Consider the following 25,830-nt stretch of genomic DNA (forward strand, 5'->3'; position numbering starts at 1 on the left):
GATGTCGCTTACTTGACTTCGACGGTCGCGCCGGCTTCGGTCAGTTCCTTCTTGATCTTCTCGGCTTCGTCCTTGCTGACGGCTTCCTTCAGCATGCCGCCAGCTTCGGTCAGATCCTTGGCTTCCTTCAGACCCAGGCCGGTGACAGCACGGACGGCCTTAATGACGCCGACCTTGTTGGCACCACAGTTGGTCAGCACCACGTTGAACTCGGTCTGCTCTTCAACCACGGCGGCCGGGCCAGCTGCGCAGCAGCAGCGACCGGGGCAGCGGCGGAGACGCCGAACTTTTCTTCGATGGCCTTGACCAGCTCCATCACTTCCATCAGGGACTTCTCGGCGATGGCGTCGACGATCTGTTCGTTGGTAAGGGACATTGTGATTACCTTTAAATGATTTTCTGGATTGGGGTTCTAGCGAACGCTAGGACATCAAGCTTCGGCAGTCTCGGCGACCGGCGCGGCGGCTTCGTCGCCACCACCCTGCTTGTCGCCAACGGCCTTGACGGCACGGGCGAACATGGCAGCCGGTTCGGACAGCACGCGGGCCAGCATGGCCAGGGCCTGGTCACGGGTCGGCAGCGAGGCCAACACGTCGACGTGGCCAGCCGGGAACAGTTCCCCGCCGATGGACACGACCTTGGCCTGCAGCTTGTCGTTGCTCTTGGCAAATTCCTTGATCAGGCGACCGGCGGCACCGGGCTCCTCCATCGAAAACGCATACAGCAAAGGACCGACCAGCTTGTCAGCAGCGACAGCGAAATCAGTGCCTTCAACGGCGCGCGCAGCCAGGGTGTTCTTGACAACTTTCAAGAACACGCCGGTTTCGCGGGCCTGCTTACGCATCGCGGTCATCTGGGAGACCGTGGTGCCAGCGTATTCGGCGGCGATCAGGGAGTGGGCCTTGGCGGCGATGTCTGCCAGCTCGGCGACTACTTCTTGCTTCTGGGACAGATTGAGAGCCATTGCACTCCTCCGTTAAAGCCGGGATTGGTGATTGGTGATTGGCGATTCGTCGAGAGCCATGAAGCCACTCCTGCAAATCCCCAATGCCGAATCCCTCATCCCCGCTTCAAACTACTCCGCTCGCGGCTCCTGCCGGTTGCGGTCCAGGGCAGCCTCCTTCCTGGAAGCCGGGAACATCAACTGATGCTCCTTTGGTGGCCGTTCTAGACCTGGAGTGGACTCGATCCGGGATGTCCCAGACGCGCGTAAACCAGAAAGCTCCAGAAGGGCGACACCATCTACGCCGGCCGGTTCGAAACGAACCAATTAAGCGATCCCGCTGCATCGACGGCGACTCCTTGCCAGTGCGAGCATCCTTGCCCGTCGTCGATCTGCGCTGACCGCGCCTGCGGTCTTTGACGGCTACCGCCGGACGTGCCGGCGATCGCCTTCAAAATGTCCGTTACCCCAAAGGAGGGAACGGACTCCCAGCACACGATGACCCGGGCCGGAAAAACAATGCATTACTGCCAAACACGTCAGGCGCATGACGCCCGACGCATTCGATTACTTCAGCGACAGGCTCGACTGATCGACCGTCACGCCCGGGCCCATGGTCGAGCTGACCGAAACCTTCTGCAGGTAGGTACCCTTCGAGGTAGCCGGCTTGGCCTTGACCAGATCCAGCAACAGCGCCTGCAAGTTCGACTTCAGCGCTTCGTCATCGAAGCTGGCCTTGCCGATGGTGCAGTGGATGATGCCGGCCTTGTCGGTGCGGTAACGCACCTGGCCCGACTTGGCGTTCTTGACCGCTTCGCCCGGGTTGGCCGACACGGTGCCGACCTTCGGGTTCGGCATCAGACCGCGCGGACCCAGCAGGGTGCCCAGCTTACCGACAACGCGCATGGCGTCCGGGGTCGCGATGACCACGTCGTAGTTCAGATCGCCGGCCTGCATCTTCTCGGCCAGGTCGTCCATACCCACCGCCTCGGCGCCAGCAGCCAGGGCCTCGTCGGCCTTGGCGCCTGCCGGTGCGAACACTGCAACGCGCACGCTCTTGCCGGTACCGGCCGGCAGCACGGTCGAACCGCGCACTTGCTGATCGGACTTCTTGGCGTCCACGCCCAGGCGTACGGCAACATCGATCGACTCGACGAACTTGGCCTTGGTAGCGGTCTTCAGGATCTTGATTGCGTCTTCGAAGGCATAGGTCTTGCCCGGAACGACAGCGGCCGCAATGGCCTTAACGCGCTTGCTCTGTGCCATGTCTTAGCCCTCCACCGTCAAACCCATGCTGCGAGCAGAACCCGCAATCGTGCGAACTGCCGCTTCCAGCTCGGCTGCCGTCAAATCGGCTTCCTTGACCTTAACGATCTCTTCGAGCTGCTTGCGCGTCACCTTGCCCACCTTGTCGGTGTTGGGACGCTTCGAGCCGGAGGTCACGCCTGCGGCCTTCTTGAGCAGCACGCTGGCAGGGGTGCTCTTGGTGACGAAGGTGAAGGTACGGTCGGAATACGCAGTGATGATCACCGGCGTCGGCAGACCCGGTTCCAGCTTCGACGTCGCAGCGTTGAATGCCTTGCAGAATTCCATGATGTTCAGACCGCGCTGACCCAGTGCAGGGCCAACCGGCGGCGCAGGATTGGCCTGACCGGCCTTGACCTGCAGCTTGATGAAAGCAGTAATCTTCTTAGCCATTTCGATACTCTCCGGGTGCTAACGCCTGACAACAGGCTCCCCATCGGACCGGGAATCACGTGTCCCGGCTTCACGTTGTTGACCACATGCAGATGGCCGCCGTGCGGCAGCCATTGTTTCCCGGCGATTCGCCAGGACAGCGAGCCGCGCACTATAGCAGTATCTGAGGCGAGCGCCTAGTCGGCGCTCGCCAGGGTCAGCCCTTCTCGACCTGGCCGAATTCGAGCTCGACCGGGGTGGACCGACCGAAGATGAGCACGGCCACACGCAGCCTGCTCTTCTCGTAATTGACCTCTTCGACGACGCCATTGAAGTCGTTGAACGGACCCTCGGTGACACGCACCATCTGGCCCGGCTCGAACAACACCTTCGGACGCGGCTTTTCGACACCGTCCTGCACGCGCTGCAGGATCGCATCAGCCTCTTCGTCGCGGATCGGCAGCGGCCGATCGGCGGTACCGCCAATGAAGCCCATCACCTTGGAAGTTTCCTTCACCAGGTGCCAGCTCTCATTGTCGATGCGCGGAATGCCCGCCTCTTCATGCGTTTCGATCTGGACCAGCACGTAGCCGGGGAAGAATTTACGCTCGGACCGACGCTTCTGGCCGGCGCGCATCTCGATGACCTCTTCGGTCGGCACCAGCACGTCGCCAAAACGATCTTGCATTTCGGTACGGGCGATACGGTCGCGCAGTGCCTGCGCAACGGATTTTTCGAAGCCTGAATAGGCGTGAACGACATACCAACGCTTCACTGCTTGATTCTCCTCAACGAGCCAGGAACCACTGCGTGAGCTTCTGGATGACAAAGTCGAAGCCGCCCAACAGCAAACTCAGAATGATCACAACAACAATCACGACCCAGGTGGTGCGAATGGCTTCCTGGCGCGTCGGCCAGACAACCTTACGCAATTCGAACCTGGATTCGGACATGAATTCGCGGGTCTCACGGCCTTTGCCGGTGCCCAGAAACACAAATGCACCCGCCACCAATCCCACGATCACAGCCAGCGCGCGCAACTGCGGCGTCCAGGCTCCAAGCTGGGTGGCGCGCTCAGGCGCAGAAAACCAGAACCACACAAACAACCCCGCAACCACGAGGAGTGCGGAGATGACGTATTTCACGATATCAGCGCTGGCAGCAGACGCGCTTTTGGAAGGCTCGATTTTGCTATTCATCCGGCTCTAGTTACCGATCTGACCCGAATCGCTGGGCCGGAAAGAGGAGTGGCACGCCAGGAGGGACTCGAACCCCCAACCTGCGGTTTTGGAGACCGCTGCTCTGCCAATTGAGCTACTGGCGTATGTACTCGTTTACCGCAAACCCTAAGACAACGAAGGCGGACCGCGGTTCAGCCGGCCCGCCATTCGTTTGAATCCAGCCGCCATCAGGCAGCTGGACGCAGGCACTTACTTGATGATCTTGGCAACCACGCCGGCGCCGACGGTACGACCGCCTTCACGGATGGCGAAGCGCAGACCTTCGTCCATCGCGACCGGGTTGATCAAGGTCACGACCATCTTCACGTTGTCGCCCGGCATCACCATTTCCACGCCTTCCGGCAGCTGGCACGCGCCAGTGATGTCGGTGGTGCGGAAGTAGAACTGCGGACGGTAGCCCTTGAAGAACGGGGTATGACGGCCACCCTCGTCCTTGGACAGCACGTAGACTTCGGCTTCGAACTCGGTGTGCGGCTTGATCGAACCCGGCTTGCACAGCACCTGGCCACGCTCGACGTCGTCACGCTTGGTGCCGCGCAGCAGCAGACCGGCGTTGTCGCCTGCCTGACCCTGGTCCAGCAGCTTGCGGAACATTTCCACGCCGGTCACGGTGGTCTTCTGCGTATCGCGGATACCGACGATTTCGATTTCATCGCCCACCTTGATGATGCCGCGCTCGATACGACCGGTCACCACGGTGCCGCGGCCGGAGATCGAGAACACGTCTTCCACCGGCATCAGGAACGGACGATCGACGTCGCGGGTCGGCTCCGGGATGAAGGTATCCAGCGCGTCGACCAGCTTCAGAATCGCCGGCACACCGATCTCGCTCTGGTCACCGTCCAGCGCCAGACGCGCCGAGCCGTGGATGATCGGCGTGTCATCGCCCGGGAAGTCGTACTTGCTCAGCAGCTCGCGCACTTCCATTTCGACCAGCTCGAGCAGCTCGGCGTCGTCGACCATGTCGGCCTTGTTCAGGAACACGACGATGTGCGGCACACCGACCTGACGCGAGAGCAAGATGTGCTCACGGGTCTGCGGCATCGGGCCGTCAGCGGCCGAACACACCAGGATCGCGCCGTCCATCTGCGCAGCACCGGTGATCATGTTCTTGACGTAGTCGGCGTGGCCGGGGCAGTCAACATGCGCGTAGTGGCGGTTCGGGGATTCGTATTCGACGTGTGCGGTCGAAATCGTGATGCCGCGCGCCTTCTCTTCCGGCGCCGCGTCGATCGCGTCGTACGCCTTGAACTCACCACCGAAACGCTCGGCACCGATCTTGGTCAGCGCAGCGGTCAACGTGGTCTTGCCATGGTCAACGTGACCGATGGTGCCGACGTTCACGTGCGGCTTGGTGCGCTCGAATTTAGCTTTTGCCATGGGTGCGTGTCTCGGTAATCGTTTGGAGTTGACGACGATTGAGTAGTGGTGCTCACGAAAGGAATCGAACCTTCGACCTCCTCCTTACCAAGGAGGTGCTCTACCGACTGAGCTACGTGAGCGAGTTTTGCATTATGCCATGCATTTGCGTTCAATGGAGCGGGAGACGGGAATCGAACCCGCACCATCAGCTTGGAAGGCTGAGGTTCTACCGTTGAACTACTCCCGCGCCGGGAACTACATGCCACAACGTGAAACTGGTGGAGGGAGGTGGATTCGAACCACCGAAGGCGTAAGCCAGCAGATTTACAGTCTGCCCCCGTTGGCCGCTTGGGTATCCCTCCAGCTTTTACTACCGGACCGGCGCGCCACGAGGCGAATTCGGTTCGGGGTGAAGCAGCCCGTTATTTTGTTGTGTGATGCATACAGTGTCAACAAAAATTTTGAGCAATCTTCACTATCAACAACACGTAACTTTGGGTGACACGCGCAGCCGATCAGACGTTGAAGCGGAAGTGCAGCACATCGCCTTCTTGGACGCGGTATTCCTTGCCTTCCAGGCGCAGACGCCCCGCATCGCGGGCACCGGCTTCACCGCGATACTTGATGAAGTCGTCAAAGCCAATCGTCTCGGCGCGGATGAAGCCCTTTTCAAAATCGGTGTGGATCACGGCAGCAGCCTGCGGCGCCGTCGAACCGGCCCGAACCGTCCAGGCGCGCACTTCCTTGACGCCCGCGGTGAAGTAAGTCTGCAGGCCCAACAGCGTGTACGCCGCGCGGATGACGCGATTCAGGCCCGGCTCCTCCAAGCCAAGATCCGCCAAGAAGGTGTCGCGGTCTTCGTCGTCGAGTTGGGACAGCTCTTCTTCGATGGCGGCCGACACCGGCACCACTTCCGCACCTTCGGTCAACGCATGTGCGCGAACCGCATCCAGGTGCGGGTTGTTATCGAAACCGTCCTCGAGCACGTTGGCGATGTAGAGCACCGGTTTGAGCGTCAGCAGGAACAAATCGCGCACCAGCGCCTTTTCTTCTTCATCCAGCCCGGCCGCACGTCCGGCCTTGCCGTCGGCCAGCGCGGCCTGCAACTTGGCCAGCACCGGCTTGCGCGCCGCTGCATCCTTGTCGCCGCCCTTGGCGCTGCGTTCTGCACGGTTGAGGGCCTTTTCCACGCTATCCAGATCGGCCAGCGCCAGCTCGGTATCGATGGTTTCGATATCGGCGATCGGGTCGACCTTGTTGTTGACGTGGATGACGTCGTCGTTCTCGAAGCAACGCACCACGTGGGTGATCGCGTCGACTTCGCGGATATGCGCCAGGAACTTGTTGCCCAGCCCTTCGCCGCTGGCCGCACCCGCCACCAGGCCGGCGATATCGACGAACTCGACCGCGGTCGGAATCAGTTTCTGCGGCTTGACGATCTCAGCCAGTTGATTGAGGCGCGGATCCGGCACCGGCACGATGCCCACGTTCGGCTCGATGGTGCAGAACGGAAAATTGGCCGCAGCGATGCCCGCCTTGGTCAGCGCATTGAACAGGGTCGACTTGCCGACGTTGGGCAGGCCGACGATGCCGCATTTGATACCCATGGGTTTTCCAGTGAATGGAGAATCGGGAATCGAGAATGGCAAGAGCAGCACCCCTCCCATTCCCGATTCCCCATTCTCTATTTCGCGGTATGCAGGCGCTTCATCGCTTCGTTGAAATTGCCGTCCATCGCCAGCGGCAGTATATCGATGGCCGCATCCACCGCAGCACCGATCGCAGCCTCGTCCTCGCGCCCTGCCCGTCCCAGCACCCACGGCACCACACGATCCTTGTGACCGGGATGGCCGATGCCGACGCGCAAGCGGTGAAACTTGCCGTGCCCGAGCAGGCGGATCGTGTCACGCAGGCCATTCTGACCGCCGTGGCCGCCGTCGAACTTGAGCCGTGCCGTGCCCGGCGCCAGATCCAGCTCGTCGTGTGCGACGAGCAGTTGCTCCGGCTCGATCTTCCAGAACCGCAGGGCGGCGGTGATCGATTTGCCACTGAGATTCATGAAGGTGGCCGGCTTGAGCAGCCAGACCGGTTGTCCTGCGATATCGACCTTGGCGGTTTCGCCGAACAACTTGCTGTCCAGACCCCAGCGGGCGCCACTGCGCTCGACGAGGGCATCGACGAAACGAAACCCGGCGTTGTGCCGGGTTTGCGCGTGTTCCGGACCCGGATTCCCGAGTCCGACGATCAGTCGAAGTGCAGACATGCCAATCACCGCAGCCGATTCCCCGCGCAGGCGAGGAATCGGCCGACGGATTACTTGGTCTCTGCGCCTTCGCTGCCTTCTTCACCGGCAGCGTCTTCTTCTTCGACGCGCACGTGCTTGGCAGCAACCACGGCAACGTCGTGTTCCTTACCCAGCTTCAGTTCGGGGATCTCGACGCCAGCCGGCAGCTTGATTTCGGACAAGTGGATCACGTTACCCACTTCCAGGGCACCGAGGTCGACTTCGATGAACTCCGGCAGATCCTTCGGCAGGCAGACCACCTGGACTTCGTTGAGCTCGTGGGTCACGACCACTTCGCTCGACTTGCCGGCCGGCGAGGCTGCTTCGTTGATGAAGTGCAGCGGCACAGCAGCGCTCAGCTTCTCGTTGGCGCTGACGCGCTGGAAGTCGATGTGCATGATCAGCTGCTTGAACGGATGGCGCTGCATGTCACGCAGCAGTACCTGCTGCACGTCGCCATTGAGGTTCAGGTCCAGGATCGACGAGTAGAACCACTCGTTCTGCTGGGCGAGCCAGATCTGCTCATGGTTGAGCTGGATGCTGACCGGCTCGAGTTCGCCACCGTAGACGATGGCCGGAATGACGCCAGCGTGACGCAGGCGGCGGCTCGCACCCTTCCCCTCGTCTGCGCGGCGCTCGACCTTGATTTCGTGAGTCTTTGCCATGTTGTTTCACTACCTAGATTGGAATACCGCCTCGCGGCGATGAAGCGTCTCACCCGCGACCAGGAGAGACGTGTACCGGCACCCGGAGATCCGGGCACCGAATGCGGGATCAGTCGACGTAGAGCGAGCTGACCGATTCGCCGAAGGCGATGCGGCGGATGGTCTCGGCCAGCAGCTCGGCCACGCTCAGCTGACGAATCTTGGCGCAGGTGCGCGCGGCTTCGTTCAACGGAATCGTGTCGGTGACCACCAGCTCGTCGAGCTGCGAATTGTTGATGTTGTCCACGGCCGGGCCCGACAGCACCGGGTGGGTGATGTAGGCCACGACCTTGAGGGCGCCGCGCTGCTTCAGCGCTGCGGCGGCGGCGCACAAGGTGCCGGCGGTATCGACCAGATCGTCGACCAGCACGCAGGTCTTGCCCTGCACGTCGCCGATGATGTTCATCACCGTGGCGACATTGGCGCGCGGACGGCGCTTGTCGATGATGGCCAGATCGGCATCGTCCAGACGCTTGGCGACGGCGCGCGCGCGCACCACCCCACCCACGTCCGGCGACACCACGATCAGGTTGTCGGTGCCATAGGCGCGCCAGATATCGGCCAGCAGCAGCGGCGAGGCATAGACGTTGTCGACCGGCACATCGAAGAAGCCCTGGATCTGGTCGGCATGCAGGTCGACCGTCAACACGCGGTCGGCCTCCATCGCGCAGATCATCTTGGCGGCGACCTTGGCGGTGATCGGCACGCGCGAGGAGCGCATGCGGCGGTCCTGACGCGAATAACCGAAATACGGAATCACCGCAGTGACGGACTGGGCGCTGGCGCGCTTGAGCGCGTCGATCAGCACCAGCAGTTCCATCAGATTTTCGGCGCTCGGCGCGCAGGTCGGCTGGATGACGAACACCTCCTGCCGGCGCACGCTCTCTTCGATCTCCACCTGCACTTCGCCATCGGAAAAGCGCGTGACCAGCGCCTTGCCCATGCGAACGCCCAGTTCCTTGCAGATGCTCTGGGCAAGCGGCTTGTTGGCATTGCCGGAGAACACCAGCAGATTACGTTGGTCTTGCATGAGATCTCTCGGGCTGCGGCGAAGAGCGTGCGGGTCGATGATGGAGCAGGACAAAGCCGAACCAATGCCGGGCTTTTCGTTCAATCCCGCGCAAGGATGCGCGAGGTATTGCAGAGGGATCTGCAGTTAAAACTCTTGCGGGTGGACCTGACTTTTCTCGACAAACTGGCAGGGGCGGTAGGATTCGAACCTACGAATGCCAGGATCAAAACCTGGTGCCTTGGGCCTCTTGGCGACGCCCCTGCATCAAAACTTCATCGCGTCCCGTGCGTCGAGCAATGGTGAGTGCGCTGCACCCTCCACCACCCACGCCCGCAGACTGCCCGGCAACTGCGCCAGGGCCTGCTCTGCAGCAGCGCGCGTGGCGAATTCGACGAAACAGCCACTTCCCGACCCGGTCAATCGCGGTGCGCCGACCCTGGAAAGCGCCTGGAACACTGCCTCAACGGCGGGTTCGCGGCGCCGCAGAACCGGCTCGAACGCATTGTCGAGCAGAGAACCGGAAGCGAAGTCCGCTATTTTCGCGGGCGCAGCATCCCGCGTCAATTCCTGTGATCGAAATAACACCGGTGTCGGCACATGAACGCCCGGATCGACCAGCAGATAAGACGCTTCCGGGAGGGCAATCGGGGTCAGCTGTTCGCCCACGCCTTCGGCCCAGGCATTGCGGCCGCGCACGAAGACCGGCACATCCGCACCCAGCTGAAGGCCCAATTCGGCCAGCACCTCCGCCGCCAGACCCAAGCCCCACAAGGCATTGAGCGCCACCAGCACGGTCGCCGCGTCCGAGGAGCCCCCACCGAAACCGCCGCCAGCGGGAATGCGCTTATCGATCCGAATCTCCGCACCCGACCCAGCGCCGGCTGCCGATTGCAGCAGGCGCGCGGCGCGGATCACCAGGTCATCGTCTTCGGCCACGCCAGGCAAACTCTCGCCAATGCGCAGGATCCGGCCATCGCTGCGCAGGCGAAGATGAATGGTATCCCCCCAATCCAGCAGGCGGAACACGGTCTGCAGCAGGTGGTAGCCATCGGCGCGGCGCCCGGTGATCTGCAAAAACAGATTGAGCTTGGCTGGCGCAGGCCACGCCGACCAATCATTGCCCGGCGCGTCCATCAGGGGGATACGGTCCATTGATCGACCAGCAGACGCACCTTGGCCTCACCGTTACGGGCTTCGATCCGCTGCGGCAGCTCGGGCTGCTCGGCGCTGGCGGGCGTCCAGGCCAGAAAGTCGATCGTCCAGCCATCCTGCTGCACGGTACGCGGGCGCCCGGCGGCATCCAGGTCGACACGCGCCGCCCCAGCGTCGGCGATGCGCAGCGCGCGCACCCAGTCCGGCATCTGATTGACCGGAATCGTCCAGCCGGTTGCTTCCAGCAATACCTGCTCTGCATCGGGGCCGCTACGCGGGCCGCCGTCCAGCCCTTCCAGCCGGCCGGCGCCGCTGGCGGTATCGCCGGTGAGCACCCAGCTTTGCCGGGTGACCGGTGCGCTGAGTTGTACGCGGTAGCGCGGGCCCTCCTGCTGCCAGTCGATGCGGCCGCTACCGCCATTGCGGTCCTTGCTGATCGCCACCCGACCCTGGAACGACCAGTTGGGATGCGCCTGCAGCCAGGCTTGGCGGGCGGCTTCGGCCTGACGGGCGCTATCGGAGACTTGCTCGACTACCGCCGCGCCACTGCCCTGCCCGCGCGGCACACTGACGCACGCCGACAGCCCGACCAGCACCAGCCCGCTCAGGCCCAGCGTTCGGAACGCCGTGCTCATAGCCCGAACTTTTCCACAGCGCGTTGCAGCGCACGGTTGTCCGGGTCGAGGCGGCGCGCTTCGTCGAAGTAACGCCGCGCCTCTTCCTGCTTGCCGCTGACCCAGAGGACTTCGCCCACATGCGCGGCGATTTCCGGGTCCTTGACCAGCGCCCAGGCGCGGCGCAGCTGCACCAGGGCTTCCTTGGTGCGGCCCATGCGGTACAGCACCCAGCCGTAGCTGTCGACGATGGCCGGGTTGTCCGGGTCGGCGGTGCGGGCACGGTCGATCAGCGCCAGCGCTTCCTTGTAGCGAGTGGTGCGATCGGCCAGGGTGTAGCCCAGCGCGTTCAAGGCCGCGACATTTTCCGGCTCGGCGACCAGGATCTTGCGCAGGTCGGCCTCGGCGCGCGCCACGTCGTCGCGCCGCTCCCAGGCCAGGCCGCGGGCGTACAGCAGCGCACTGTCGTCCGGATAAGCCGCCAAGCCACGTTCGAAAGCGTCCAGCTCACCAGGCGCATCGTCGGCCCGCTGATGCAGCTCGGCTTCGAGCACGTAGGCGTCGCGGCGGGCGTCATCGTCGGCACTAGCGTCGCCCTGCAGAGCACGCGCTTCGGCAAGCGCTTCGGGTTTGCGGCCCAGTTCGTACAACGCGCTGGCGGCGCGCAGACGCGCCTCGCTCACCTGCGGGCCACCCGGCACGCCGCGATACCACTCCACCGCCTCGTCGTAACGCTTGAGGAATTCGGCGATCTTGCCCAGCAGCAGGCGGCGGTCCGGATCGGGCTTGGTGGCATTGCTTTTCAGCTCGCCGTACAGCGCCTCTAGCGAGCTGCGGTCTTTTTCCTTGGCCAGCATCGAGGCGCGCAAGCCGTAGGTCTGAGTGTCCTGCGGTCCAGTCGAGAGCACGCGCGCGGCGGCTTCAGTCTGGCCCATGGCGTCGTAGGCAAAGGCCAACGCGCCGCGCAGCTCCGAATCCTTGACCGCCTTCGGCTCGATGTTCTTCAGCAGCGCCAGCGCTTCGTCGTTCTTGCCTTCCTGCTGCAGCTGGGTGGCGTGCAACAAGGCTACGCGCGGCTCTTCGGGGAAGCGGCGCACCACTTCGTCGACGATGCGCTTGGCCAGCGCCGGACGCTCCATGCGCAGCGCGAGCCGGCCAAATTCCTGCCAGGCTTCGATCTGATTCGGGATGGCACCGGCCTTGACCAGGTCTTCGAGCACGTCGGCCGAGGCTTCCGGCTCGCGGCCGCCGTTGGCCAGCGCGATCAACGCAAAGCGCCAGCCGCGCGGATCGGGCTCCTTGAGCAGGCCCAGCAGATCGCGGCGGGCGGTGCGCAGCTCATTGCGGCGCAGGGCCAGCGAGGCCTCGGTGCTGCGCATGGACATCGACGACGGCGCGCGAGCGCGCCATAGCGCCAACGCTTCGATCGCGCGCGGGTCGTCATTGGCCAGCATGGCGATGCGGGCGGCGCGCTCGGCGAGCCCGGCATCGCCGGCTTCGGCCTTGGCAGCGTCCAGGTAGGCACGCGCGGCATCGTCCAGCTGTCCGGCCTGCAAGGCGAATTCGCCGGCCAGCACGGGTTCCAGCGAGGTGGCGCCGGCACTGCCGGTCGGCGGAGCGGGCAGTGCTTTCTTGGGTACTGCGGTGGCACTGGCGGAGACTGCGACCAGCAGAAGAACACTCAGGATGCGAATCGGTACAGGCATCGGGGGCAACCGGGCCGTAAAATGGGGCCCTGAATGGCGGCCAGCTTATCGCAAGCAACTGAACAATGACGTTGTGGGTGCTCGGACTGAATCACCAGACCGCACCTGTGGACCTGCGCGAACGCGCGGCGTTCGCAGGTGACGCGCTGCCGCGCGCGCTCGAATCGTTGCGTGCGCTACCGCAGGTGAGCGAGGCAGCGCTGCTGTCCACCTGCAACCGCACCGAGTTGTATGCGATGGCCGACGAGGCGCACAGCCTGGTCAACTGGCTGGAAACGCATGCGCCCGGGCTGAGCGGTTATCTGTACCAGCACCAGGAGGCCGAGGCGGTGCGCCACCTGTTCCGCGTCGCCACCGGGCTGGACTCGATGGTGCTGGGCGAGCCACAGATCCTGGGTCAGGTGAAGGACGCCTGGGCGGTGGCGCGCGCACATGGTGCGCTGGGCAGCGGCCTGGACCGGCTATTCCAGCAGACCTTTTCGGTGGCCAAGCGTGCGCGTACCGATACCCGCGTCGGCGCCAATCCAGTCTCGGTGGCGTCCACCGCGGTGCGGCTGGCGCAGGAATCGTTTGCCCGGCTCAACGAATCCACGGTGCTGCTGATCGGCGCCGGCGAGACCATCGAACTGGCGGCCAAGCATTTGAGCGAAGGCCGCGTGCGCCGCCTGCTGATCGCCAACCGCACACTTGCGCATGCGCAGACGCTGGCCAGCCAGCACGGCGGTTACGCGCTGCCGCTGACCGATCTGGAACGCCACCTGGCCGAAGCCGACGTGGTGTTCTCGGCCACCGCTGCACGCGAGCCGCTGGTGACCCGCATGCAGGTGGAACAGGCGTTGCGCACGCGCAAACGCAAACCGATGCTGCTGTTCGACCTAGCAGTGCCACGCGATATCGAGGCCTCGGTGGGCGAGTTGAGCGATGCCTACCTGTACACGGTGGACGATCTGGAACGCGCGGTGGAAGACAACCGCCGCGGCCGACGCGAAGCCGCCGACCAGGCCGAAGCCATCATCGACCTGCAGGTGGCGCGCTATGTCGAAACCGTGCAGGCCAACGCGCGCCAGGCGCCGCTCAAGCGCTTGCGCGCGTTCGGCGACAGCACCCGCGACGAACTGCTGGCCAAAGCGCGCCAGCAATTGCACAACGGCAAACCAGCCGACGAAGTGCTGGAGCAGTTGGCGCACGCACTGACCAACCGCTTGCTGCATCCGCCCACTGCCGCACTGCGCGATGCAGCGCGCAACAACGACCTGGATTTGACCACTGCAGCCGACCGGCTGTTTCCGGAAAAACCGGGTTATCAACATCCCCCTATAGCTACCCCGATCGTGAGGACCGATGACGCCGACCCTGCGCCGTAAGCTCGAAGCGCTGGCCGAGCGCCGCGAAGAACTGCAGCACCTGCTCTCCGACCCAGACGTGGTCAATAACAACGACAAGTTCCGCACGTTGTCGCGCGAACTGTCGCAACTGGAGCCGGTCGCGGTGGCGCTGGAAGACGAGGCGCGCGCCAAGGCCGACCTGGCCGCAGCCGAAGCCATGCGCAGCGACCCGGAAATGCGCGAGCTGGCCGAAGAGGAAATCGCCGCCGCACAGGCGCGCCTGGAAGAACTCGACGCGCAGCTGGCATTGCTGCTGGTACCGCGCGACCCACGCGACGACGGCAACCTGTTTCTGGAAGTACGCGCTGGCACCGGCGGCGACGAAGCGGCGATCTTTGCCGGCGATCTGTTCCGCATGTACGCGCGCTACGCCGAACGCCAGGGATGGAAGGTGGAAATCGAATCCGACAGCCCCGGCGAACACGGCGGCTACAAGGAAGTGGTGGCGCGCGTGGTCGGACGCGGTGCGTATTCGCGCCTGAAATTCGAATCCGGCACCCATCGCGTGCAACGCGTGCCGGCGACCGAATCGCAGGGCCGTATCCACACCTCGGCCGCGACGGTGGCCATCATTCCCGAAGCCGATGACGTGGAAGAAATCGTGATCAATCCGGCCGATCTGAAGGTGGATACGTTTCGCTCGTCCGGTGCAGGCGGCCAGCACGTCAACAAGACCGAATCGGCGATCCGCATCACCCACGTGCCCAGCGGCGTGGTGGTGGAATGCCAGACCGAGCGCAGCCAGCACGCCAATCGCGACAAGGCGATGAAGCGGCTGAAAGCGCAGTTGGTGGAAGCCGAACGTAGCAAGGCCGCAGCGGCCGAGGCGCAGACGCGCAAGTTGCAGGTGGGCAGCGGCGATCGCAGCCAGCGCATCCGCACCTACAGCTTTCCGCAGGGCCGCATCACCGATCATCGCGTCGAAGGGCTGACCTTGTACGACCTGCCCAACATCATCGAAGGCGATCTGGATGCATTGATCGCGCGGCTGCTACACGAGCATCAAGCCGACGAACTGGCACGGTTAAGCGACAGCCCATGAGTGCGCAAGTCCCGCGCGAGCTGTTGCAGCTGCGCGAGGCAGTGCGACGCCAGCCCGGCGATTTCGTCGCCTGGTTGATGCTGGCCGATGCCGAGCTCGGCATGGGCGTTACCGCTGCCGGCGAAGCCGCCGTGCAGCGCGCGCTGGTGCTGTATCCAGGGCATCCGGAAGCGGTGGCACGGTTGGGCCGGGTACGCTGGGCGCAGCAGCGCCATGTAGAAGCCGCCACGTTGCTGCAGCAGGCCTCGGACCGGGTGCCGCAGCACCCGGGCATCGCCTTGTGGCTTGGACATGCGCTCGAAGATGCAGGCCAACCCGAGCAGGCGGCGGCCGCTTACACGCGCGCGCATCAGTTGCTGCCCGACGAGCCGTACATCGCCGCGCAGCTGCTCAACTGGCGCCGTCGTTTATGCGATTGGCGCGATCTGGATGTCTTGGCCGCGCAGGTCCGCAACGCCGTGGCGCACGGCGCAGCGGCGGTGGAGCCGTTCGCGTTCCTGAGCGAAGACGCCACTGCGGCCGAGCAACTGGCCTGTGCCCGCACGCGTGCGCAGGGGATTGCCGCCTCCCTGCGCCCGCTGCCAGCGGCACCGGTGCGCAGCCGCGGCGCACTGCAGCTCGGCTTCGTCTCCGACGGCTTTGGCGCGCACCCCACCGGGTTGCTGACCGTGGCCTTGTTCGAAGCGTTGCAACGCCGCCAGCCGGACATGCAAGTGCATCTATTTGCGACCAGCCGTGACGATGGCAGCGAGCTTCGTGCACGCCTGGCAACGGCGACGCGCATCCACGACGTCACCACGCGGGGGCATCTAGCAACCGCGCAGCACATCCGCGACCAGGGCATCGATCTGCTGTTCGATCTGCGCGGCTGGGGCGGTGGCGGACGCCCGGAAGTCTTTGCGTTACGACCGGCAGCGGTACAGCTCAACTGGCTGGCGTATCCAGGCACCTCGGGCGCGCCGTGGATGGACTATGTGTTGGGCGATGCATTCGCATTGCCCCCATCGCTGGAGCCGTTTTACAGCGAAAAAGTCCTGCGCCTGCCGCGCGTGTTTCAGCCCTCTGACACCTCGCGCACGCTTGCCGAGCCGCCATCACGCGCGCAATGCGGCCTGCCTGAGCACGGCGTGGTGTTGTGCTGCTTCAACAACAGCTACAAACTCAATCCACGCAGCATGGCGCGCATGCTGGCGGTATTGCGTGCGGTACCCGGCAGTGTGCTGTGGTTATTGTCGGGGCCGGGCCAGGCCGATGCGCGCTTGCGTGCGGCAGCACAGGCGCAGGGCGTGGATGCGCAGCGCCTGGTCTTCATGCCGAAATTGCCCCACCCGCAGTATCTGGCACGTTACCGACACGCCGATCTGTTTCTGGATACGCATCCATACAACGCGCATACCACCGCCTCCGATGCGTTATGGGCGGGTTGCCCGGTGCTGACCACGCCCGGCGAGACGTTTGCCGCACGGGTGGCGGGTAGCCTCAACCAGCACCTGGGGATGGAAGAGATGAACGTGGCCGACGACGCTGCGTTTGTGGCCAAGGCGATTGCGTTGGCGAGCGATGCGGATGCCTTGGGTGGCGTACGCGTGCGCTTGGCGGAGCAACGCCTGTGCAGTGGCGTTTTTAACATGGACGGATTTGCTGATGATCTGGCCGCGCTGCTGCGGGACGTTGCACAGCGTAGTGGATGGCTGGGGGTTTAGACGTCTCTCCCATCGGGAGAAAGTGGCGCGTCGCGCCGGATGAGGGTAAGTGTGCGGCAATAGCACTGGCTAACCATACCCTCACCCCTCTCCCGGCGGGAGAGGGGCTACAGCAACACGTCGGTCAATGCCTGGCGGTTAGGCGCTGCGTGCAACTTCACACCGCGGCGCTGTACCCGGCCGTCCAGGCTCGCTAGGCTGCGTGCATGCCTTCCACTCTCGACTTCATCCCCCTGCGCCTGTGCGTACTGACCGTGTCCGACAGCCGCACGCTGGCCGATGACCGCTCCGGCGATTACCTGGCCGATGCCCTCACCCACGAAGGTCACGTTCTGCACGAACGTGCACTCTGCCCCGACGACCGTTACCGCATGCGTGCGATCGTGTCCGGCTGGATCGCCGATGCGGCGGTCGACGGCATCCTGATCACCGGTGGCACCGGCTTCACGGGACGCGACAGCACCCCGGAAGCGATCACCCCGCTGCTGGACAAGGTCATGCCTGGGTTCGGCGAGATGTTCCGCGCGATCAGCGTGGACGAAATCGGCACCTCCTCGTTGCAGTCGCGCGCGTTTGCCGGGCTTGCCAATCACAGCTTCGTGTTCTGCCTGCCCGGCTCCACCTCGGCCTGCCGCACAGCATGGGAAAAGATTGTGCGTGCCCAGCTGGATGCGCGCACCAAACCCTGCAATCTGGCGACATTGCGTCCACGCCTGGGGCAATAGCCTGCGCGCTGTTCACTGTTGCTGGAACGCGCATGTCGCACCTGAAACGCAAGGCTTACAAAAAGTTGCTGGCGCCGATGCAATTGGAGCTGGTCAACATGGCGCGTTGGCTGCGCCACACCAACCAGCGTGCCCTGGTGCTGATGGAAGGTCGCGACACCGCCGGCAAGGGCGGCGTGATCCAGACCATCGCCAGCCACCTCAACCCGCGCCAATGCCGTGTGGTAGCGCTGCCCAAGCCTAATGATCGTGAAAGCACGCAGTGGTATTTCCAGCGCTACGTGACGCACTTGCCGGCGGCCGGCGAATTGGTGCTGATGGATCGCAGCTGGTACAACCGCGCTGGCGTCGAAAAGGTGATGGGCTATTGCACCGACGCGCAATACGACCTGTTCCTGGAGCAGACACCGCGTTTCGAACAGATGCTGGTCGACGACGGCATCCTGCTGTTCAAGTACTGGTTGTGCGTGGACCAGGCCGAGCAGGAAAAGCGTTTTGCCGAACGCCGCGAAGATCCGCTCAAGGGCTGGAAGCTGTCGCCGGTCGACCTGCAGTCACGCGCCAAATACGACGACTACACCGCTGCGCGCGAACGTATGCTGGAAGCGACGCATACGCCCGATGCACCGTGGACGCTGGTGGATTTCAACGACCAGAAACGGGGCCGCTTGAGCCTGATCCGCGATTTGCTGGACCGGCTACCGGACACTGCAGTGCCCGATACGTTGGTGCAGCTGCCGCCATTGCCCGGCAAGCTGCACAAGGAACGCTATGGCGTTCTGGAACCGATCGACGATTACGCCGCCCAATCCTGAGAGAGTTCGTCGCTGGCCGCAGTAGCACGCGGCAGCGGATGCAGGCCGGCCTGACGTTCGGCCTGCTCGGCCTGCAGCACCAACTGGCTCAGGCGCTGACTGAACAACTGCATGAAGCCGCGATGCAACGGGCGCATCGCCTCCATGTAGTCGACGTCATCGGCCTGCGCACCGAGCGGGCTGCAGGACGACAGCAACACCTCGTCCAGACGCAATGCGCTGTCGGGCAGGCGCACCAGTGCGGCACGGCGTAGCCAGTCGCGCATGCCTTGGCGGTATTCGGCGGCCAGGATGTAGGCCACTTCGACCTGGTCCAGGTCCACATCAGGGTTCCATGCCAGCACCTGGATCACCTGCGAACGCTCGTCCAGCATGCGGCCTTCGGCGACCAGCGCGTGCAGCTGCTGCAGCAGACGCCATTGCACGCCAGCGGCCTCGCGCTGGGCGGTCGGCATCGCTTCGATGGCCAGCGCCAGACGCCGGGCAAACAGCGCCGGCACTTCGGACAGCACGATCGGGCCGGCATCGGCACCGAGCAGGAAACGTTCGGTGCGCAGCGCAGCGGTGTCGGGCAGATAACCGTCCTGCAGCGGTCGCATCACGCCGTGGTCGAGCAGCGACAGCACCACATCCAGCCAGTAGCGACGTTCCTGCTGCAGCGTGCGGTTGGCGGCGGCGTTGTGCCAGGCTTGGCGCAGATCGTCCAGGCGCACGATGCAGGACTGCGCATCCAGCCCGTCCCACGGCGCACGGGTGGCGTCGTTGGGGTCGAACGTTTCCGCGCTGAGCATGCCGCCGCCGAAGCGGTGCCAGGCTGCGCCGCGCTGGGCGCTGGCCGGGTCCGGCCTGGCCGCGGCAAACGGGGCTGCGGTGGCCGGACGCAGGAGCGCGGCATAGGCATCGGCCCACGAATCGGGCAGGCGTGCCGACAACGGGTAGCTTGCCGAGGGCTGAGCCAGCCCCTGGCGTGCCAGACGCAGGCTCCAGACCACCGCGCCGACGACGATGCCGCCGAAGATCCAGGCCAGCAGCCAGCTGGTTGATGCCTGTTCGGGCTGCAGCACGCGGGTTTGCGGGTGCAGAAACAACAACCAGCCGCTGCCCAGCAGGACACCGAGATACAGCCACGGTGCCAGCTGCGCCATCTGGCGGTTGTGGCGATGGGCGGGCAGGTCATGCCCGTCGTTGCGGTCTTGAGATGGAGCGGCCATTACATTCCCCGTACACGCCTGATCGCGTTGACAGGGTTATCGGCGAGGCAATCCAACTCTGTTGGCCTGCTTCAGTGGCGCACGCTCATCCAGTTACAAAGTCTTCAGTCGGCGCAACGGCGCACGGCGTGCGCGTCACCGCCTCGACCGTCGCGGCAGGCGGGCCCTGCCACAGCCATGCTTCCAAGGCCTCCAGCGCCGCCGCACTGCCGGCGGCGACCACTTCCACGCTGCCGTCCGCCTGGTTGCGCGCATGCCCAACCAGGCCGAGTGCGACCGCGCGTTCGCGGGTGGAAGCGCGATACCACACACCCTGCACCACCCCGCTCACCACGAAACGCGCCCCCTGCATTAACCCGCCTTGCCGGTGATGCCGACGGCGGCTTCGATATCGCGCGCAGTGACCGGGCCGAGGAATTGCTTGGCAACCTTACCGTCCGGACCGATCAGATAGGTCATCGGCAGGCCGCGCGGCGTGGCGAAGTCCTGTGGCGGCTGATACGGGTCAAGGATCGCGATCGGATACGAGACCGGGTGGTCCTTCAAAAATGCCTGCATGTCGGCACTGGTGATGTCTTCATAGGCCAGACCCACCACTTCGATGGTGTCGCGCATGGTGTGCAGCGCCGACAGCTCGGGCATTTCCTTCAGACACGGGGCGCACCAGGTGGCCCAGAAGTTCACCACCACCCATTTGCCGCGATGCGCAGTCAGGTCGTAGGTCTCGCCGGTCACGGTCGGCAGCGAGAGCTTGGGCATTTCGGCGGTCTGCTGCACCACCGAGCTGTTGGGCGGTGCGGCCGGGTCGGCGGGCTTGGCCGGCGCAGTCGGCGCCTGGGTGGCGGCAGCAGGCACGGCATCGTTGCCGGCGGCGGGGGTGCCCTCGTTGGCGGGCTTGCAGGCGGTCAGCAACATCAATGGCAACAGCAGCGCACAGGCGCCGCGGACAAGACGCACAGTCATGGAGGATCTCCGGGAAGGTGGGTGTAAAGGTCGCCGACCGGTTGCGCCAGCACGCCGCGCAACGGTTGACGCAATTGTTCCAGCGCGGCGGCGGCGGCCTGGCCGTAGGCGTCGTCGCGGCATGGCAGCGGGCGGTCTTCGATCGGCACGCGCAATTGGCAGTTTTCGTAGAGCTCGGCCAATGGCACCACGTCCAGGTCGCGCGCCAACAGCCATTGGCCGCGCTCGTCGCGCCGCAGCAGGCGGATGCGTTTGAGTTCGCACAGCAACTCCTGCATCAGCGTGTCGGTGAGCATGGGTTCCAGCGCCAGGATGCGGTCTTCGTCCAGACCTTCGCCGTGGATGCGCGCCTGACGGAACCGGCCGAGCAGACGCAACAGGCCGTAGATTTCGAAACCCGGCGGCAGGCGCATGGCTTCGGGCTGATAGCGAAACGCCGACATCGACGATGCCAGCGAGGCGCCCAGCAGCACCGAGACCCAGCTCAGGTAGATCCACAACAGCAGGATCGGCAGCGCCGACAGTGCGCCGTAGATGCGTTGATAGGTCTGGAAATTTCCCAGATAGAAGCCGAAGCCCCATTTGACGATTTCCATCAGGATCACCGCCAGCAGCGCGCCCGGCAGCGCGTGCCGCAGCCGCACCACGTGCTGCGGCACCACGCGGTAGATCAGTACGATACAGACGAACTCCACCGCCATCGGCGCCAGCCGCCAGGCGAATTCGGCCAGCCATTGGCCTTCGGTGGTGCGGAACAGCGGCAGCGCGAACACATAGGCGGCCATTGCCATCGAGGCGGCGGCGAGCATCGTGCCCAGGGTGAGCACCGTCCAGTAAATCAGGAAACGCGTCACCTTGGGCCGGGCGGCTGCCACCCGCCAGATGCTGTTGAAGGTCTGCTCGATGCTGTGCAGGGTGATCAGCAGCGAGGCCACCAGCGCGACCATACCGGCCACGGTGAACTTGCCCAGGTCTTCCAGCGAGCGGTTGAGATAGTTCTGCACCGAGCGCGCGGCGCCGGGCACGAAATTATTGAAGATGAAGTCGGTCAGCGCGTCCTTCCACTCGTTGAAGGCCGGAAATGCCGACAACACACCGAACACCACGATCGCCAATGGCACCAGCGCGAACACGGTGGTGTAGGCGAGCGAGGCAGCGGCCTGGAATAGCCGGTCGTCGAGAAAGCGGCGCCACAGAAAGCGCCCGAAGCTCACCGTCCGCGCACGGTCGCGCAGACGTTCTTTCCATTGGTGGAGTTTGTTTACACGCGACATCGCGCAAGGGTACCCGATGCGCCATCCTCGCGGCCTTGCCGCGCCTGCAGCGTGCAGCAACGGGCTGGCTTGGTCGATACTGCGGCAACTCACACAGGCGGCAACGACACGATGGCGGAGATTCTGGTGCTGTATTACAGCCGGGGCGGTTCGGTGGCGCGGCTGGCGCGGCAGATCGCGCGCGGCATCGGCGAAGTGCCCGGCATCAGCGCGCGACTGCGCACCGTGCCGCCGGTGGCTGCGGTCACCCAGACCAGCGCCCCGCCGGTGCCGGACGAAGGCGCTCCATACGTGGACCGCGCCGATCTGGCCGAGTGCAGCGGCCTATTGCTGGGCAGCCCCACCCGCTTCGGCAACATGGCCGCGCCGATGAAGCATTTCCTCGACGGCCTGGGCGCCGAATGGGCCAGCGGCACCCTGGCCGGCAAACCAGCCGGCGTGTTCACCTCCACTGCATCGATGCATGGCGGGCAGGAATCCACCTTGCTGTCGATGCACCTGCCGCTGCTGCATCACGGCTGTCTGATCGTCGGCATCCCGTTCACCGAGCCGGCGCTCAGCCATACCACCAGCGGCGGCACGCCCTATGGCGCCAGCCATGTCTCCGGCGCCGGCGGCGACCCGCAACCGAGCGAGGACGAAGCGCTGCTGGCGCGTGCGCTGGGCCGCCGGGTGGCCGATATCGCGCGGCGGCTGGCAAGCCCGTGAACGTGCGCGTCATGCATTGGCTGCTGAGCGCCACGCTGCTGGCACTGGCGACGTTGTTCGCGGCCTGGTTTCACGACGATCCCCGCCCGCTCGCCGCGCTCATCGTCTTCGTGCTGCCGGCCGCGCTGACCGGTGTACTGGCGGTGCGCAGCGCGCGTGCACGCTTCTGGGCAGGCGTGTTTGCGCTGGGCTGGTTCAGCCACGGCGTCATGGCCGCCTGGAGCCAGCCCCAGGCACGTGGAATGGCATGGCTGGAACTGCTGCTTGCCCTGGCGGTGGTGGGACTGGTGGGCGGACCGGGCATGGCGGCGCGCTTGGGCAAGAAACGCCCGCCCCGCTGATGCATGCCCAGCTGCGCGATGCAGCGGGTGGCAGCGCATGTAATTGAAAGCCGTCAGGCCGCCACTCCTAAGAACACCCAACAAACCACCTGCGATTACCGTCAGGCGGACGCGGCCGGCGCTCGGGGTGACATGTTCCAAGTGTCCACTCCGGGTCCTGCGCACTGTCCACGCCCACCTGACGACGCATCGCTGCGTTTCGTCGCCGCTCTCAGTTTCCGACCAGCGTGGTCACGCTTTGCGGATCGACATACAGCGAGGTCTTGCCGTTGACCACGCTGTAGTTGCCGCCGAACCCCACATTGAGTGTGCTTGAGGTGCTGTATTTGGCGAACTGCGCGGCAGCGCCGGACGGTAGCGTCAGATCCAGGCGCTGATGGCCGGTGCCGGTGTTGACCGCCACCAGCACCAGCTTGTTGTCCGGTGTGCGGTAGGCGGTGACGGAGACATCGGAATACGGGTGCTCGGTGGCGCCGATGCGCACCGATCCGGGACGCACGAAGCGTGCGAACTGCGACATCGCGTAGCCGCGCTTGCTCACTGCGCCGTTTTCGCTCATCAACCCATAGCTGCGCCGGATGTACCACCAGACATAGGCATTGAAATTGGCCGCCATGCTGGCGTGCACCTCACTGGCCACACCCAATGCCGACGGCCACGCATTGCCGTCGGTGTTGTCGGTGTAGTGCTCGGTCATCCAGATCTGCTTGCCTTTGCTGCGCGCCAAGGCATAGTCGCGCGGCGTCGCGCCATACAGATGGCCGGCCACGATGGAGGTGGCCTGATTGGCAGCGGCGTTGTTGAGGACCGGATCGGTGATGGAGAAGTTGAACCCCACCGACTCGCCGACGATGACCTTGAGGCTGCCGAACTTGCTGCCTTCGCTCACGAGGTAGTTGACGAAGTCGCTGCCACTCCAGTCGGCCGACTCATAATCGGGATGCCAATCCGGCTCGTTTTGCAGGGAAATTGCGTACAGCGGCGCTCCCTTGCCAGACATGTAATTGGAGAAATCCAGCAGGTGCTGGGTGTAAGCGGCGTAGTAGCGCGGCAGCAGTTTGCCGCCATTGGTCAAGCTATTGTTGGACTTCATGTAGGCCGGCGGCGTCCACGGGCTTGCGAACACCAGCCCGCCCAGCGCACGCACGCGCGTCGCCGTGGGCACCTGGGTTGCCCAGCCTGAGCTGGACGGGTCGATACGCATGCGCAGAATCGACAGCCCGATCTGCCCGCTACCACTGCCATAGGCCAGATCCACCTGCGCTGGCGTCAGGTCGTTGATCCAGCCGGCGCCATTCATGCCGCCGAAACCGCGCACTGTCTGGTAGGTCTGCGTAGGCGTGATCGTCACCGTCTGCGCAGCGGCTTGGCCCGCCAGCAGCACGGCCATCGCGCAGCTGAGCGCGCGCAACATCGACAAGGGCTTTTTCATGAGTGTCTCCGGAAGGGGATGGCGACGGCAACGTTGTACCGACGGCCCGCCAACTATCGACCGCAAAAATGGCAATTCAATTTCCGTACTGTCGCATTGTTAAGTTCGTGACGCAGCACACGCACCCAGCGCAGCGGAGCAGTGCGTGGATCACAGTGCGTTCCGCACTGCGGCATGCGGAAGCTGGGCGCAGGCAACGCGCAGACAACGCGTTCAATCCCAGCTCTACGCGCACGCTGGCTCGGCGCGCGCGGTACATGGGCGGGGATGCGCGCAGCGTGCACAACGCCCGCCGCGCCTCGAACGTGCAGTCACCCTGCCTCGTGTCGGCGTACGACTGCGCCACGTCGTCTCACTCGGATGCAGCGCCGCCACACCTTGGGCAACCAAGCGCAAGTCTCGACCACTCCCGTTTATTGCGATCGCCACCTGACTGCCAGCCTCCTGGCCGGGCGGTATCATGGCGACCCGCACGCGGCCTGCACCGCGTTTGCCCTACAGGATTCGTAGCAATGGAAGACCTCCTGATCGTCACCACCGGTGGCACGATCGACAAGATCTACTTCGACGATAAATCGGACTACCAGATCGGCGACCCGCAGATCGGCCAGATCTTGAAAGAACTGGGCGTGACCTTCCGTTTTTCGGTGATTCCGATCATCCGCAAGGATTCGCTGCACATCACCGATGCCGATCGCGAGCTGATCCGCGCCACCATCGCCGCCCAGCCCACCCGCCACGTGCTGATCACCCACGGCACCGATTCGATGGTGGAGACCGGCAAGGTGCTGCAGACGATCGCCGACAAGACCATCGTGATGACCGGTGCGTTGAACCCGGCGCGCTTCCGCGGCTCGGACGCCGAATTCAATATCGGTTGCGCAGTCGGTGCGGTGCAATCGCTGCCGGCAGGCGTCTACATTGCCATGAACGGCCGCATCTGGAATCCGGAAAAGGTGCGCAAGAACGTAGCCGCCAACCGCTTCGAATCGGTTTGACGCCATGAGCAAGGCCACCCGCGCGACCAAGGCATTGGAGGCTGCGGGCATGCGTTACGTATTGCACCCGTACGACTATCAGGCCGATGCTGATGCGAAGGGATTGCAAGCCGCACATGCATTGGGCCTGCAGCCGCACACGGTGTTGAAGACGCTGATGGCCTGGGTCGACGACAAGGCGGTCTGCGTGGTGATCCCATGCGACCGCCGGGTGTCGTTGAAGAAATTGGCCAGCGCCTGCGGCGGCAAGTCGGCACGCATGATGGAGGTGGCCGATGCCGAGCGTCGCACCGGCTACAAGGTCGGCGGTATCAGTCCGCTCGGCCAGCAACGGCAAGCGCCAGTGCTGGTCGAAACCACGGCACTGGACGCACCCGCGCTATGGATCAATGCCGGCCAGCGTGGGTTGCTGCTGGAATTGCCGGGCGCCCAGCTGTTGCATGCACTCGCCGCACGCGCGTGCGCACTGTGCGAATGAACACCTAACCACGACACGCGTGCCTGTGCGCGCGCGTCACTGCCTCAGCAATCGACTCGC

27 protein-coding genes, 5 tRNA genes, 1 other RNA gene and 1 pseudogene are annotated in these 25,830 nt (G+C 64.4%); 10 read left to right on the top strand and 24 right to left on the bottom strand.

The window, feature by feature from the left end; all coding sequences use genetic code 11:
- Positions 1-8 precede the first annotated feature (8 nt).
- From rplL to M0D43_RS06365, 19 genes and pseudogenes are all read right to left on the bottom strand, one after another.
- Positions 9-376: pseudogene (gene rplL, locus M0D43_RS06275) on the bottom strand (50S ribosomal protein L7/L12).
- 54 nt (positions 377-430) lie between these two features.
- Positions 431-964: a 50S ribosomal protein L10 gene (gene rplJ, locus M0D43_RS06280; protein WP_005930748.1), complete on the bottom strand. Its 534-nt coding sequence runs from the start codon at positions 962-964 to the stop codon at positions 431-433.
- 546 nt (positions 965-1,510) lie between these two features.
- Positions 1,511-2,209: a 50S ribosomal protein L1 gene (gene rplA, locus M0D43_RS06285; protein ID WP_024712228.1), complete on the bottom strand. Its 699-nt coding sequence runs from the start codon at positions 2,207-2,209 to the stop codon at positions 1,511-1,513.
- A gap of 3 nt (positions 2,210-2,212) precedes the next feature.
- Positions 2,213-2,641 (bottom strand): 50S ribosomal protein L11, encoded by a 429-nt coding sequence (gene rplK, locus M0D43_RS06290; RefSeq protein ID WP_065466062.1) that lies wholly within the window; start codon positions 2,639-2,641, stop codon positions 2,213-2,215.
- Between the two features lie 196 nt (positions 2,642-2,837).
- Positions 2,838-3,395 carry a transcription termination/antitermination protein NusG gene (gene nusG, locus M0D43_RS06295; RefSeq protein WP_065466060.1) on the bottom strand — a complete coding sequence of 186 codons (558 nt, stop codon included), beginning with the start codon at positions 3,393-3,395 and terminating at the stop codon, positions 2,838-2,840.
- A 13-nt stretch (positions 3,396-3,408) separates the two neighbouring features.
- Positions 3,409-3,819 carry a preprotein translocase subunit SecE gene (secE, locus tag M0D43_RS06300; RefSeq protein ID WP_011260040.1) on the bottom strand — a complete coding sequence of 137 codons (411 nt, stop codon included), beginning with the start codon at positions 3,817-3,819 and terminating at the stop codon, positions 3,409-3,411.
- Positions 3,820-3,868: 49 nt separating this feature from the next.
- Positions 3,869-3,944, bottom strand: a tRNA-Trp gene (locus M0D43_RS06305).
- Between the two features lie 106 nt (positions 3,945-4,050).
- Positions 4,051-5,241: an elongation factor Tu gene (gene tuf, locus M0D43_RS06310; RefSeq protein WP_053051265.1), complete on the bottom strand. Its 1,191-nt coding sequence runs from the start codon at positions 5,239-5,241 to the stop codon at positions 4,051-4,053.
- A gap of 46 nt (positions 5,242-5,287) precedes the next feature.
- Positions 5,288-5,363 (bottom strand) — tRNA-Thr (locus tag M0D43_RS06315).
- A gap of 33 nt (positions 5,364-5,396) precedes the next feature.
- Positions 5,397-5,470, bottom strand: a tRNA-Gly gene (locus tag M0D43_RS06320).
- Positions 5,471-5,499: 29 nt separating this feature from the next.
- Positions 5,500-5,585: transfer RNA gene (locus M0D43_RS06325), tRNA-Tyr, on the bottom strand.
- A 153-nt stretch (positions 5,586-5,738) separates the two neighbouring features.
- Positions 5,739-6,830 (bottom strand): redox-regulated ATPase YchF, encoded by a 1,092-nt coding sequence (gene ychF / locus M0D43_RS06330; protein ID WP_252163967.1) that lies wholly within the window; start codon positions 6,828-6,830, stop codon positions 5,739-5,741.
- A 77-nt stretch (positions 6,831-6,907) separates the two neighbouring features.
- Positions 6,908-7,486 carry an aminoacyl-tRNA hydrolase gene (gene pth, locus M0D43_RS06335; protein WP_252163968.1) on the bottom strand — a complete coding sequence of 193 codons (579 nt, stop codon included), beginning with the start codon at positions 7,484-7,486 and terminating at the stop codon, positions 6,908-6,910.
- Positions 7,487-7,536: 50 nt separating this feature from the next.
- Positions 7,537-8,172, bottom strand: coding sequence for a 50S ribosomal protein L25/general stress protein Ctc (locus M0D43_RS06340; RefSeq protein ID WP_252163969.1), 636 nt, complete (start codon positions 8,170-8,172; stop codon positions 7,537-7,539).
- Between the two features lie 109 nt (positions 8,173-8,281).
- Positions 8,282-9,241 carry a ribose-phosphate diphosphokinase gene (locus M0D43_RS06345; protein ID WP_010367308.1) on the bottom strand — a complete coding sequence of 320 codons (960 nt, stop codon included), beginning with the start codon at positions 9,239-9,241 and terminating at the stop codon, positions 8,282-8,284.
- A gap of 166 nt (positions 9,242-9,407) precedes the next feature.
- Positions 9,408-9,484: transfer RNA gene (locus M0D43_RS06350), tRNA-Gln, on the bottom strand.
- A 3-nt stretch (positions 9,485-9,487) separates the two neighbouring features.
- Positions 9,488-10,375, bottom strand: a complete 888-nt coding sequence (gene ispE / locus M0D43_RS06355; RefSeq protein WP_252163970.1) for a 4-(cytidine 5'-diphospho)-2-C-methyl-D-erythritol kinase — start codon at positions 10,373-10,375, stop codon at positions 9,488-9,490.
- Positions 10,357-11,010 carry a lipoprotein insertase outer membrane protein LolB gene (gene lolB / locus M0D43_RS06360; protein WP_252163971.1) on the bottom strand — a complete coding sequence of 218 codons (654 nt, stop codon included), beginning with the start codon at positions 11,008-11,010 and terminating at the stop codon, positions 10,357-10,359. The genes ispE and lolB overlap by 19 nt, the downstream gene beginning before the upstream one ends.
- Positions 11,007-12,695, bottom strand: coding sequence for a tetratricopeptide repeat protein (locus M0D43_RS06365; protein ID WP_252163972.1), 1,689 nt, complete (start codon positions 12,693-12,695; stop codon positions 11,007-11,009). Before M0D43_RS06365 ends, lolB begins: the two co-directional genes overlap by 4 nt.
- Before the next feature lie 65 nt (positions 12,696-12,760).
- On the opposite strand from M0D43_RS06365, the gene hemA reads away from it, so the two are divergent.
- From hemA to ppk2, 5 genes are all read left to right on the top strand, one after another.
- Complete coding sequence (gene hemA / locus M0D43_RS06370; protein WP_252163973.1) at positions 12,761-14,059, top strand: glutamyl-tRNA reductase; 1,299 nt, start codon at positions 12,761-12,763, stop codon at positions 14,057-14,059.
- Positions 14,037-15,122: a peptide chain release factor 1 gene (prfA, locus tag M0D43_RS06375; protein WP_252163974.1), complete on the top strand. Its 1,086-nt coding sequence runs from the start codon at positions 14,037-14,039 to the stop codon at positions 15,120-15,122. The genes hemA and prfA overlap by 23 nt, the downstream gene beginning before the upstream one ends.
- A complete protein-coding gene (locus tag M0D43_RS06380; protein WP_252163975.1) occupies positions 15,119-16,825 on the top strand; it encodes an O-linked N-acetylglucosamine transferase, SPINDLY family protein in 1,707 nt (568 codons plus the stop codon). The genes prfA and M0D43_RS06380 overlap by 4 nt, the downstream gene beginning before the upstream one ends.
- A 206-nt stretch (positions 16,826-17,031) precedes the next feature.
- Positions 17,032-17,550, top strand: coding sequence for a molybdenum cofactor biosynthesis protein B (moaB, locus tag M0D43_RS06385; protein ID WP_252163976.1), 519 nt, complete (start codon positions 17,032-17,034; stop codon positions 17,548-17,550).
- 32 nt (positions 17,551-17,582) lie between these two features.
- On the top strand, positions 17,583-18,365 hold the full coding sequence (gene ppk2 / locus M0D43_RS06390) for a polyphosphate kinase 2 (protein WP_252163977.1): 783 nt from the start codon (positions 17,583-17,585) through the stop codon (positions 18,363-18,365).
- On the opposite strand, the gene M0D43_RS06395 is transcribed toward ppk2, so the two are convergent.
- From M0D43_RS06395 to M0D43_RS06410, 4 genes are all read right to left on the bottom strand, one after another.
- Positions 18,347-19,576: a hypothetical protein gene (locus tag M0D43_RS06395; protein ID WP_252163978.1), complete on the bottom strand. Its 1,230-nt coding sequence runs from the start codon at positions 19,574-19,576 to the stop codon at positions 18,347-18,349. The genes ppk2 and M0D43_RS06395 overlap by 19 nt on opposite strands.
- An 85-nt stretch (positions 19,577-19,661) precedes the next feature.
- On the bottom strand, positions 19,662-19,928 hold the full coding sequence (locus M0D43_RS06400) for an acylphosphatase (protein ID WP_101362526.1): 267 nt from the start codon (positions 19,926-19,928) through the stop codon (positions 19,662-19,664).
- Positions 19,928-20,539, bottom strand: coding sequence for a TlpA family protein disulfide reductase (locus tag M0D43_RS06405; protein ID WP_101362527.1), 612 nt, complete (start codon positions 20,537-20,539; stop codon positions 19,928-19,930). The genes M0D43_RS06400 and M0D43_RS06405 overlap by 1 nt, the downstream gene beginning before the upstream one ends.
- A complete protein-coding gene (locus M0D43_RS06410; protein ID WP_252163980.1) occupies positions 20,536-21,813 on the bottom strand; it encodes a YihY family inner membrane protein in 1,278 nt (425 codons plus the stop codon). Before M0D43_RS06410 ends, M0D43_RS06405 begins: the two co-directional genes overlap by 4 nt.
- Before the next feature lie 111 nt (positions 21,814-21,924).
- On the opposite strand from M0D43_RS06410, the gene wrbA reads away from it, so the two are divergent.
- The 3 genes from wrbA to M0D43_RS06425 all read left to right on the top strand — a co-directional run bounded on the left by wrbA (position 21,925) and on the right by M0D43_RS06425 (position 23,069).
- The gene (gene wrbA / locus M0D43_RS06415) at positions 21,925-22,521 is read left to right on the top strand and encodes an NAD(P)H:quinone oxidoreductase (protein ID WP_260808033.1); all 597 of its coding nucleotides are present in this window, start codon (positions 21,925-21,927) and stop codon (positions 22,519-22,521) included.
- Positions 22,518-22,862 carry a DUF2069 domain-containing protein gene (locus M0D43_RS06420; RefSeq protein WP_252163982.1) on the top strand — a complete coding sequence of 115 codons (345 nt, stop codon included), beginning with the start codon at positions 22,518-22,520 and terminating at the stop codon, positions 22,860-22,862. Before wrbA ends, M0D43_RS06420 begins: the two co-directional genes overlap by 4 nt.
- A gap of 132 nt (positions 22,863-22,994) precedes the next feature.
- Positions 22,995-23,069: non-coding RNA, sX9 sRNA (locus tag M0D43_RS06425), on the top strand.
- Between the two features lie 4 nt (positions 23,070-23,073).
- Here the strand turns inward: M0D43_RS06425 and M0D43_RS06430 are convergent.
- Positions 23,074-24,294, bottom strand: coding sequence for a glycoside hydrolase family 30 beta sandwich domain-containing protein (locus tag M0D43_RS06430; RefSeq protein ID WP_260808034.1), 1,221 nt, complete (start codon positions 24,292-24,294; stop codon positions 23,074-23,076).
- Between the two features lie 512 nt (positions 24,295-24,806).
- On the opposite strand from M0D43_RS06430, the gene M0D43_RS06435 reads away from it, so the two are divergent.
- Together M0D43_RS06435 and ybaK are read left to right on the top strand one after the other, a co-directional pair.
- Positions 24,807-25,292, top strand: a complete 486-nt coding sequence (locus tag M0D43_RS06435) for an asparaginase domain-containing protein (protein ID WP_007965873.1) — start codon at positions 24,807-24,809, stop codon at positions 25,290-25,292.
- 4 nt (positions 25,293-25,296) lie between these two features.
- Positions 25,297-25,770 (top strand): Cys-tRNA(Pro) deacylase, encoded by a 474-nt coding sequence (gene ybaK, locus M0D43_RS06440; protein ID WP_260808035.1) that lies wholly within the window; start codon positions 25,297-25,299, stop codon positions 25,768-25,770.
- Positions 25,771-25,830 lie beyond the last annotated feature (60 nt).

It is taken from the genome of Xanthomonas prunicola, assembly GCF_025266575.1.
GTDB lineage: Bacteria > Pseudomonadota > Gammaproteobacteria > Xanthomonadales > Xanthomonadaceae > Xanthomonas > Xanthomonas prunicola.

What these genes read in the sequence shown, in the direction of transcription:
- M0D43_RS06435 (WP_007965873.1), top strand. Translation starts at nt 24,807, where the DNA reads ATGGAAGACCTCCTGATCGTCACCACCGGTGGCACGATCGACAAGATC.
- M0D43_RS06365 (WP_252163972.1), bottom strand. Translation starts at nt 12,695, where the DNA reads ATGCCTGTACCGATTCGCATCCTGAGTGTTCTTCTGCTGGTCGCAGTC.
- moaB (WP_252163976.1), top strand. Translation starts at nt 17,032, where the DNA reads ATGCCTTCCACTCTCGACTTCATCCCCCTGCGCCTGTGCGTACTGACC.
- ybaK (WP_260808035.1), top strand. Translation starts at nt 25,297, where the DNA reads ATGAGCAAGGCCACCCGCGCGACCAAGGCATTGGAGGCTGCGGGCATG.
- rplJ (WP_005930748.1), bottom strand. Translation starts at nt 964, where the DNA reads ATGGCTCTCAATCTGTCCCAGAAGCAAGAAGTAGTCGCCGAGCTGGCA.
- ispE (WP_252163970.1), bottom strand. Translation starts at nt 10,375, where the DNA reads ATGGACCGTATCCCCCTGATGGACGCGCCGGGCAATGATTGGTCGGCG.
- rplK (WP_065466062.1), bottom strand. Translation starts at nt 2,641, where the DNA reads ATGGCTAAGAAGATTACTGCTTTCATCAAGCTGCAGGTCAAGGCCGGT.
- lolB (WP_252163971.1), bottom strand. Translation starts at nt 11,010, where the DNA reads ATGAGCACGGCGTTCCGAACGCTGGGCCTGAGCGGGCTGGTGCTGGTC.
- ppk2 (WP_252163977.1), top strand. Translation starts at nt 17,583, where the DNA reads ATGTCGCACCTGAAACGCAAGGCTTACAAAAAGTTGCTGGCGCCGATG.
- M0D43_RS06340 (WP_252163969.1), bottom strand. Translation starts at nt 8,172, where the DNA reads ATGGCAAAGACTCACGAAATCAAGGTCGAGCGCCGCGCAGACGAGGGG.
- prfA (WP_252163974.1), top strand. Translation starts at nt 14,037, where the DNA reads ATGACGCCGACCCTGCGCCGTAAGCTCGAAGCGCTGGCCGAGCGCCGC.
- M0D43_RS06345 (WP_010367308.1), bottom strand. Translation starts at nt 9,241, where the DNA reads ATGCAAGACCAACGTAATCTGCTGGTGTTCTCCGGCAATGCCAACAAG.
- M0D43_RS06400 (WP_101362526.1), bottom strand. Translation starts at nt 19,928, where the DNA reads ATGCAGGGGGCGCGTTTCGTGGTGAGCGGGGTGGTGCAGGGTGTGTGG.
- rplA (WP_024712228.1), bottom strand. Translation starts at nt 2,209, where the DNA reads ATGGCACAGAGCAAGCGCGTTAAGGCCATTGCGGCCGCTGTCGTTCCG.
- tuf (WP_053051265.1), bottom strand. Translation starts at nt 5,241, where the DNA reads ATGGCAAAAGCTAAATTCGAGCGCACCAAGCCGCACGTGAACGTCGGC.
- M0D43_RS06405 (WP_101362527.1), bottom strand. Translation starts at nt 20,539, where the DNA reads ATGACTGTGCGTCTTGTCCGCGGCGCCTGTGCGCTGCTGTTGCCATTG.
- ychF (WP_252163967.1), bottom strand. Translation starts at nt 6,830, where the DNA reads ATGGGTATCAAATGCGGCATCGTCGGCCTGCCCAACGTCGGCAAGTCG.
- M0D43_RS06430 (WP_260808034.1), bottom strand. Translation starts at nt 24,294, where the DNA reads ATGAAAAAGCCCTTGTCGATGTTGCGCGCGCTCAGCTGCGCGATGGCC.
- M0D43_RS06380 (WP_252163975.1), top strand. Translation starts at nt 15,119, where the DNA reads ATGAGTGCGCAAGTCCCGCGCGAGCTGTTGCAGCTGCGCGAGGCAGTG.
- hemA (WP_252163973.1), top strand. Translation starts at nt 12,761, where the DNA reads ATGACGTTGTGGGTGCTCGGACTGAATCACCAGACCGCACCTGTGGAC.
- pth (WP_252163968.1), bottom strand. Translation starts at nt 7,486, where the DNA reads ATGTCTGCACTTCGACTGATCGTCGGACTCGGGAATCCGGGTCCGGAA.
- M0D43_RS06395 (WP_252163978.1), bottom strand. Translation starts at nt 19,576, where the DNA reads ATGGCCGCTCCATCTCAAGACCGCAACGACGGGCATGACCTGCCCGCC.
- M0D43_RS06410 (WP_252163980.1), bottom strand. Translation starts at nt 21,813, where the DNA reads ATGTCGCGTGTAAACAAACTCCACCAATGGAAAGAACGTCTGCGCGAC.
- wrbA (WP_260808033.1), top strand. Translation starts at nt 21,925, where the DNA reads ATGGCGGAGATTCTGGTGCTGTATTACAGCCGGGGCGGTTCGGTGGCG.
- secE (WP_011260040.1), bottom strand. Translation starts at nt 3,819, where the DNA reads ATGAATAGCAAAATCGAGCCTTCCAAAAGCGCGTCTGCTGCCAGCGCT.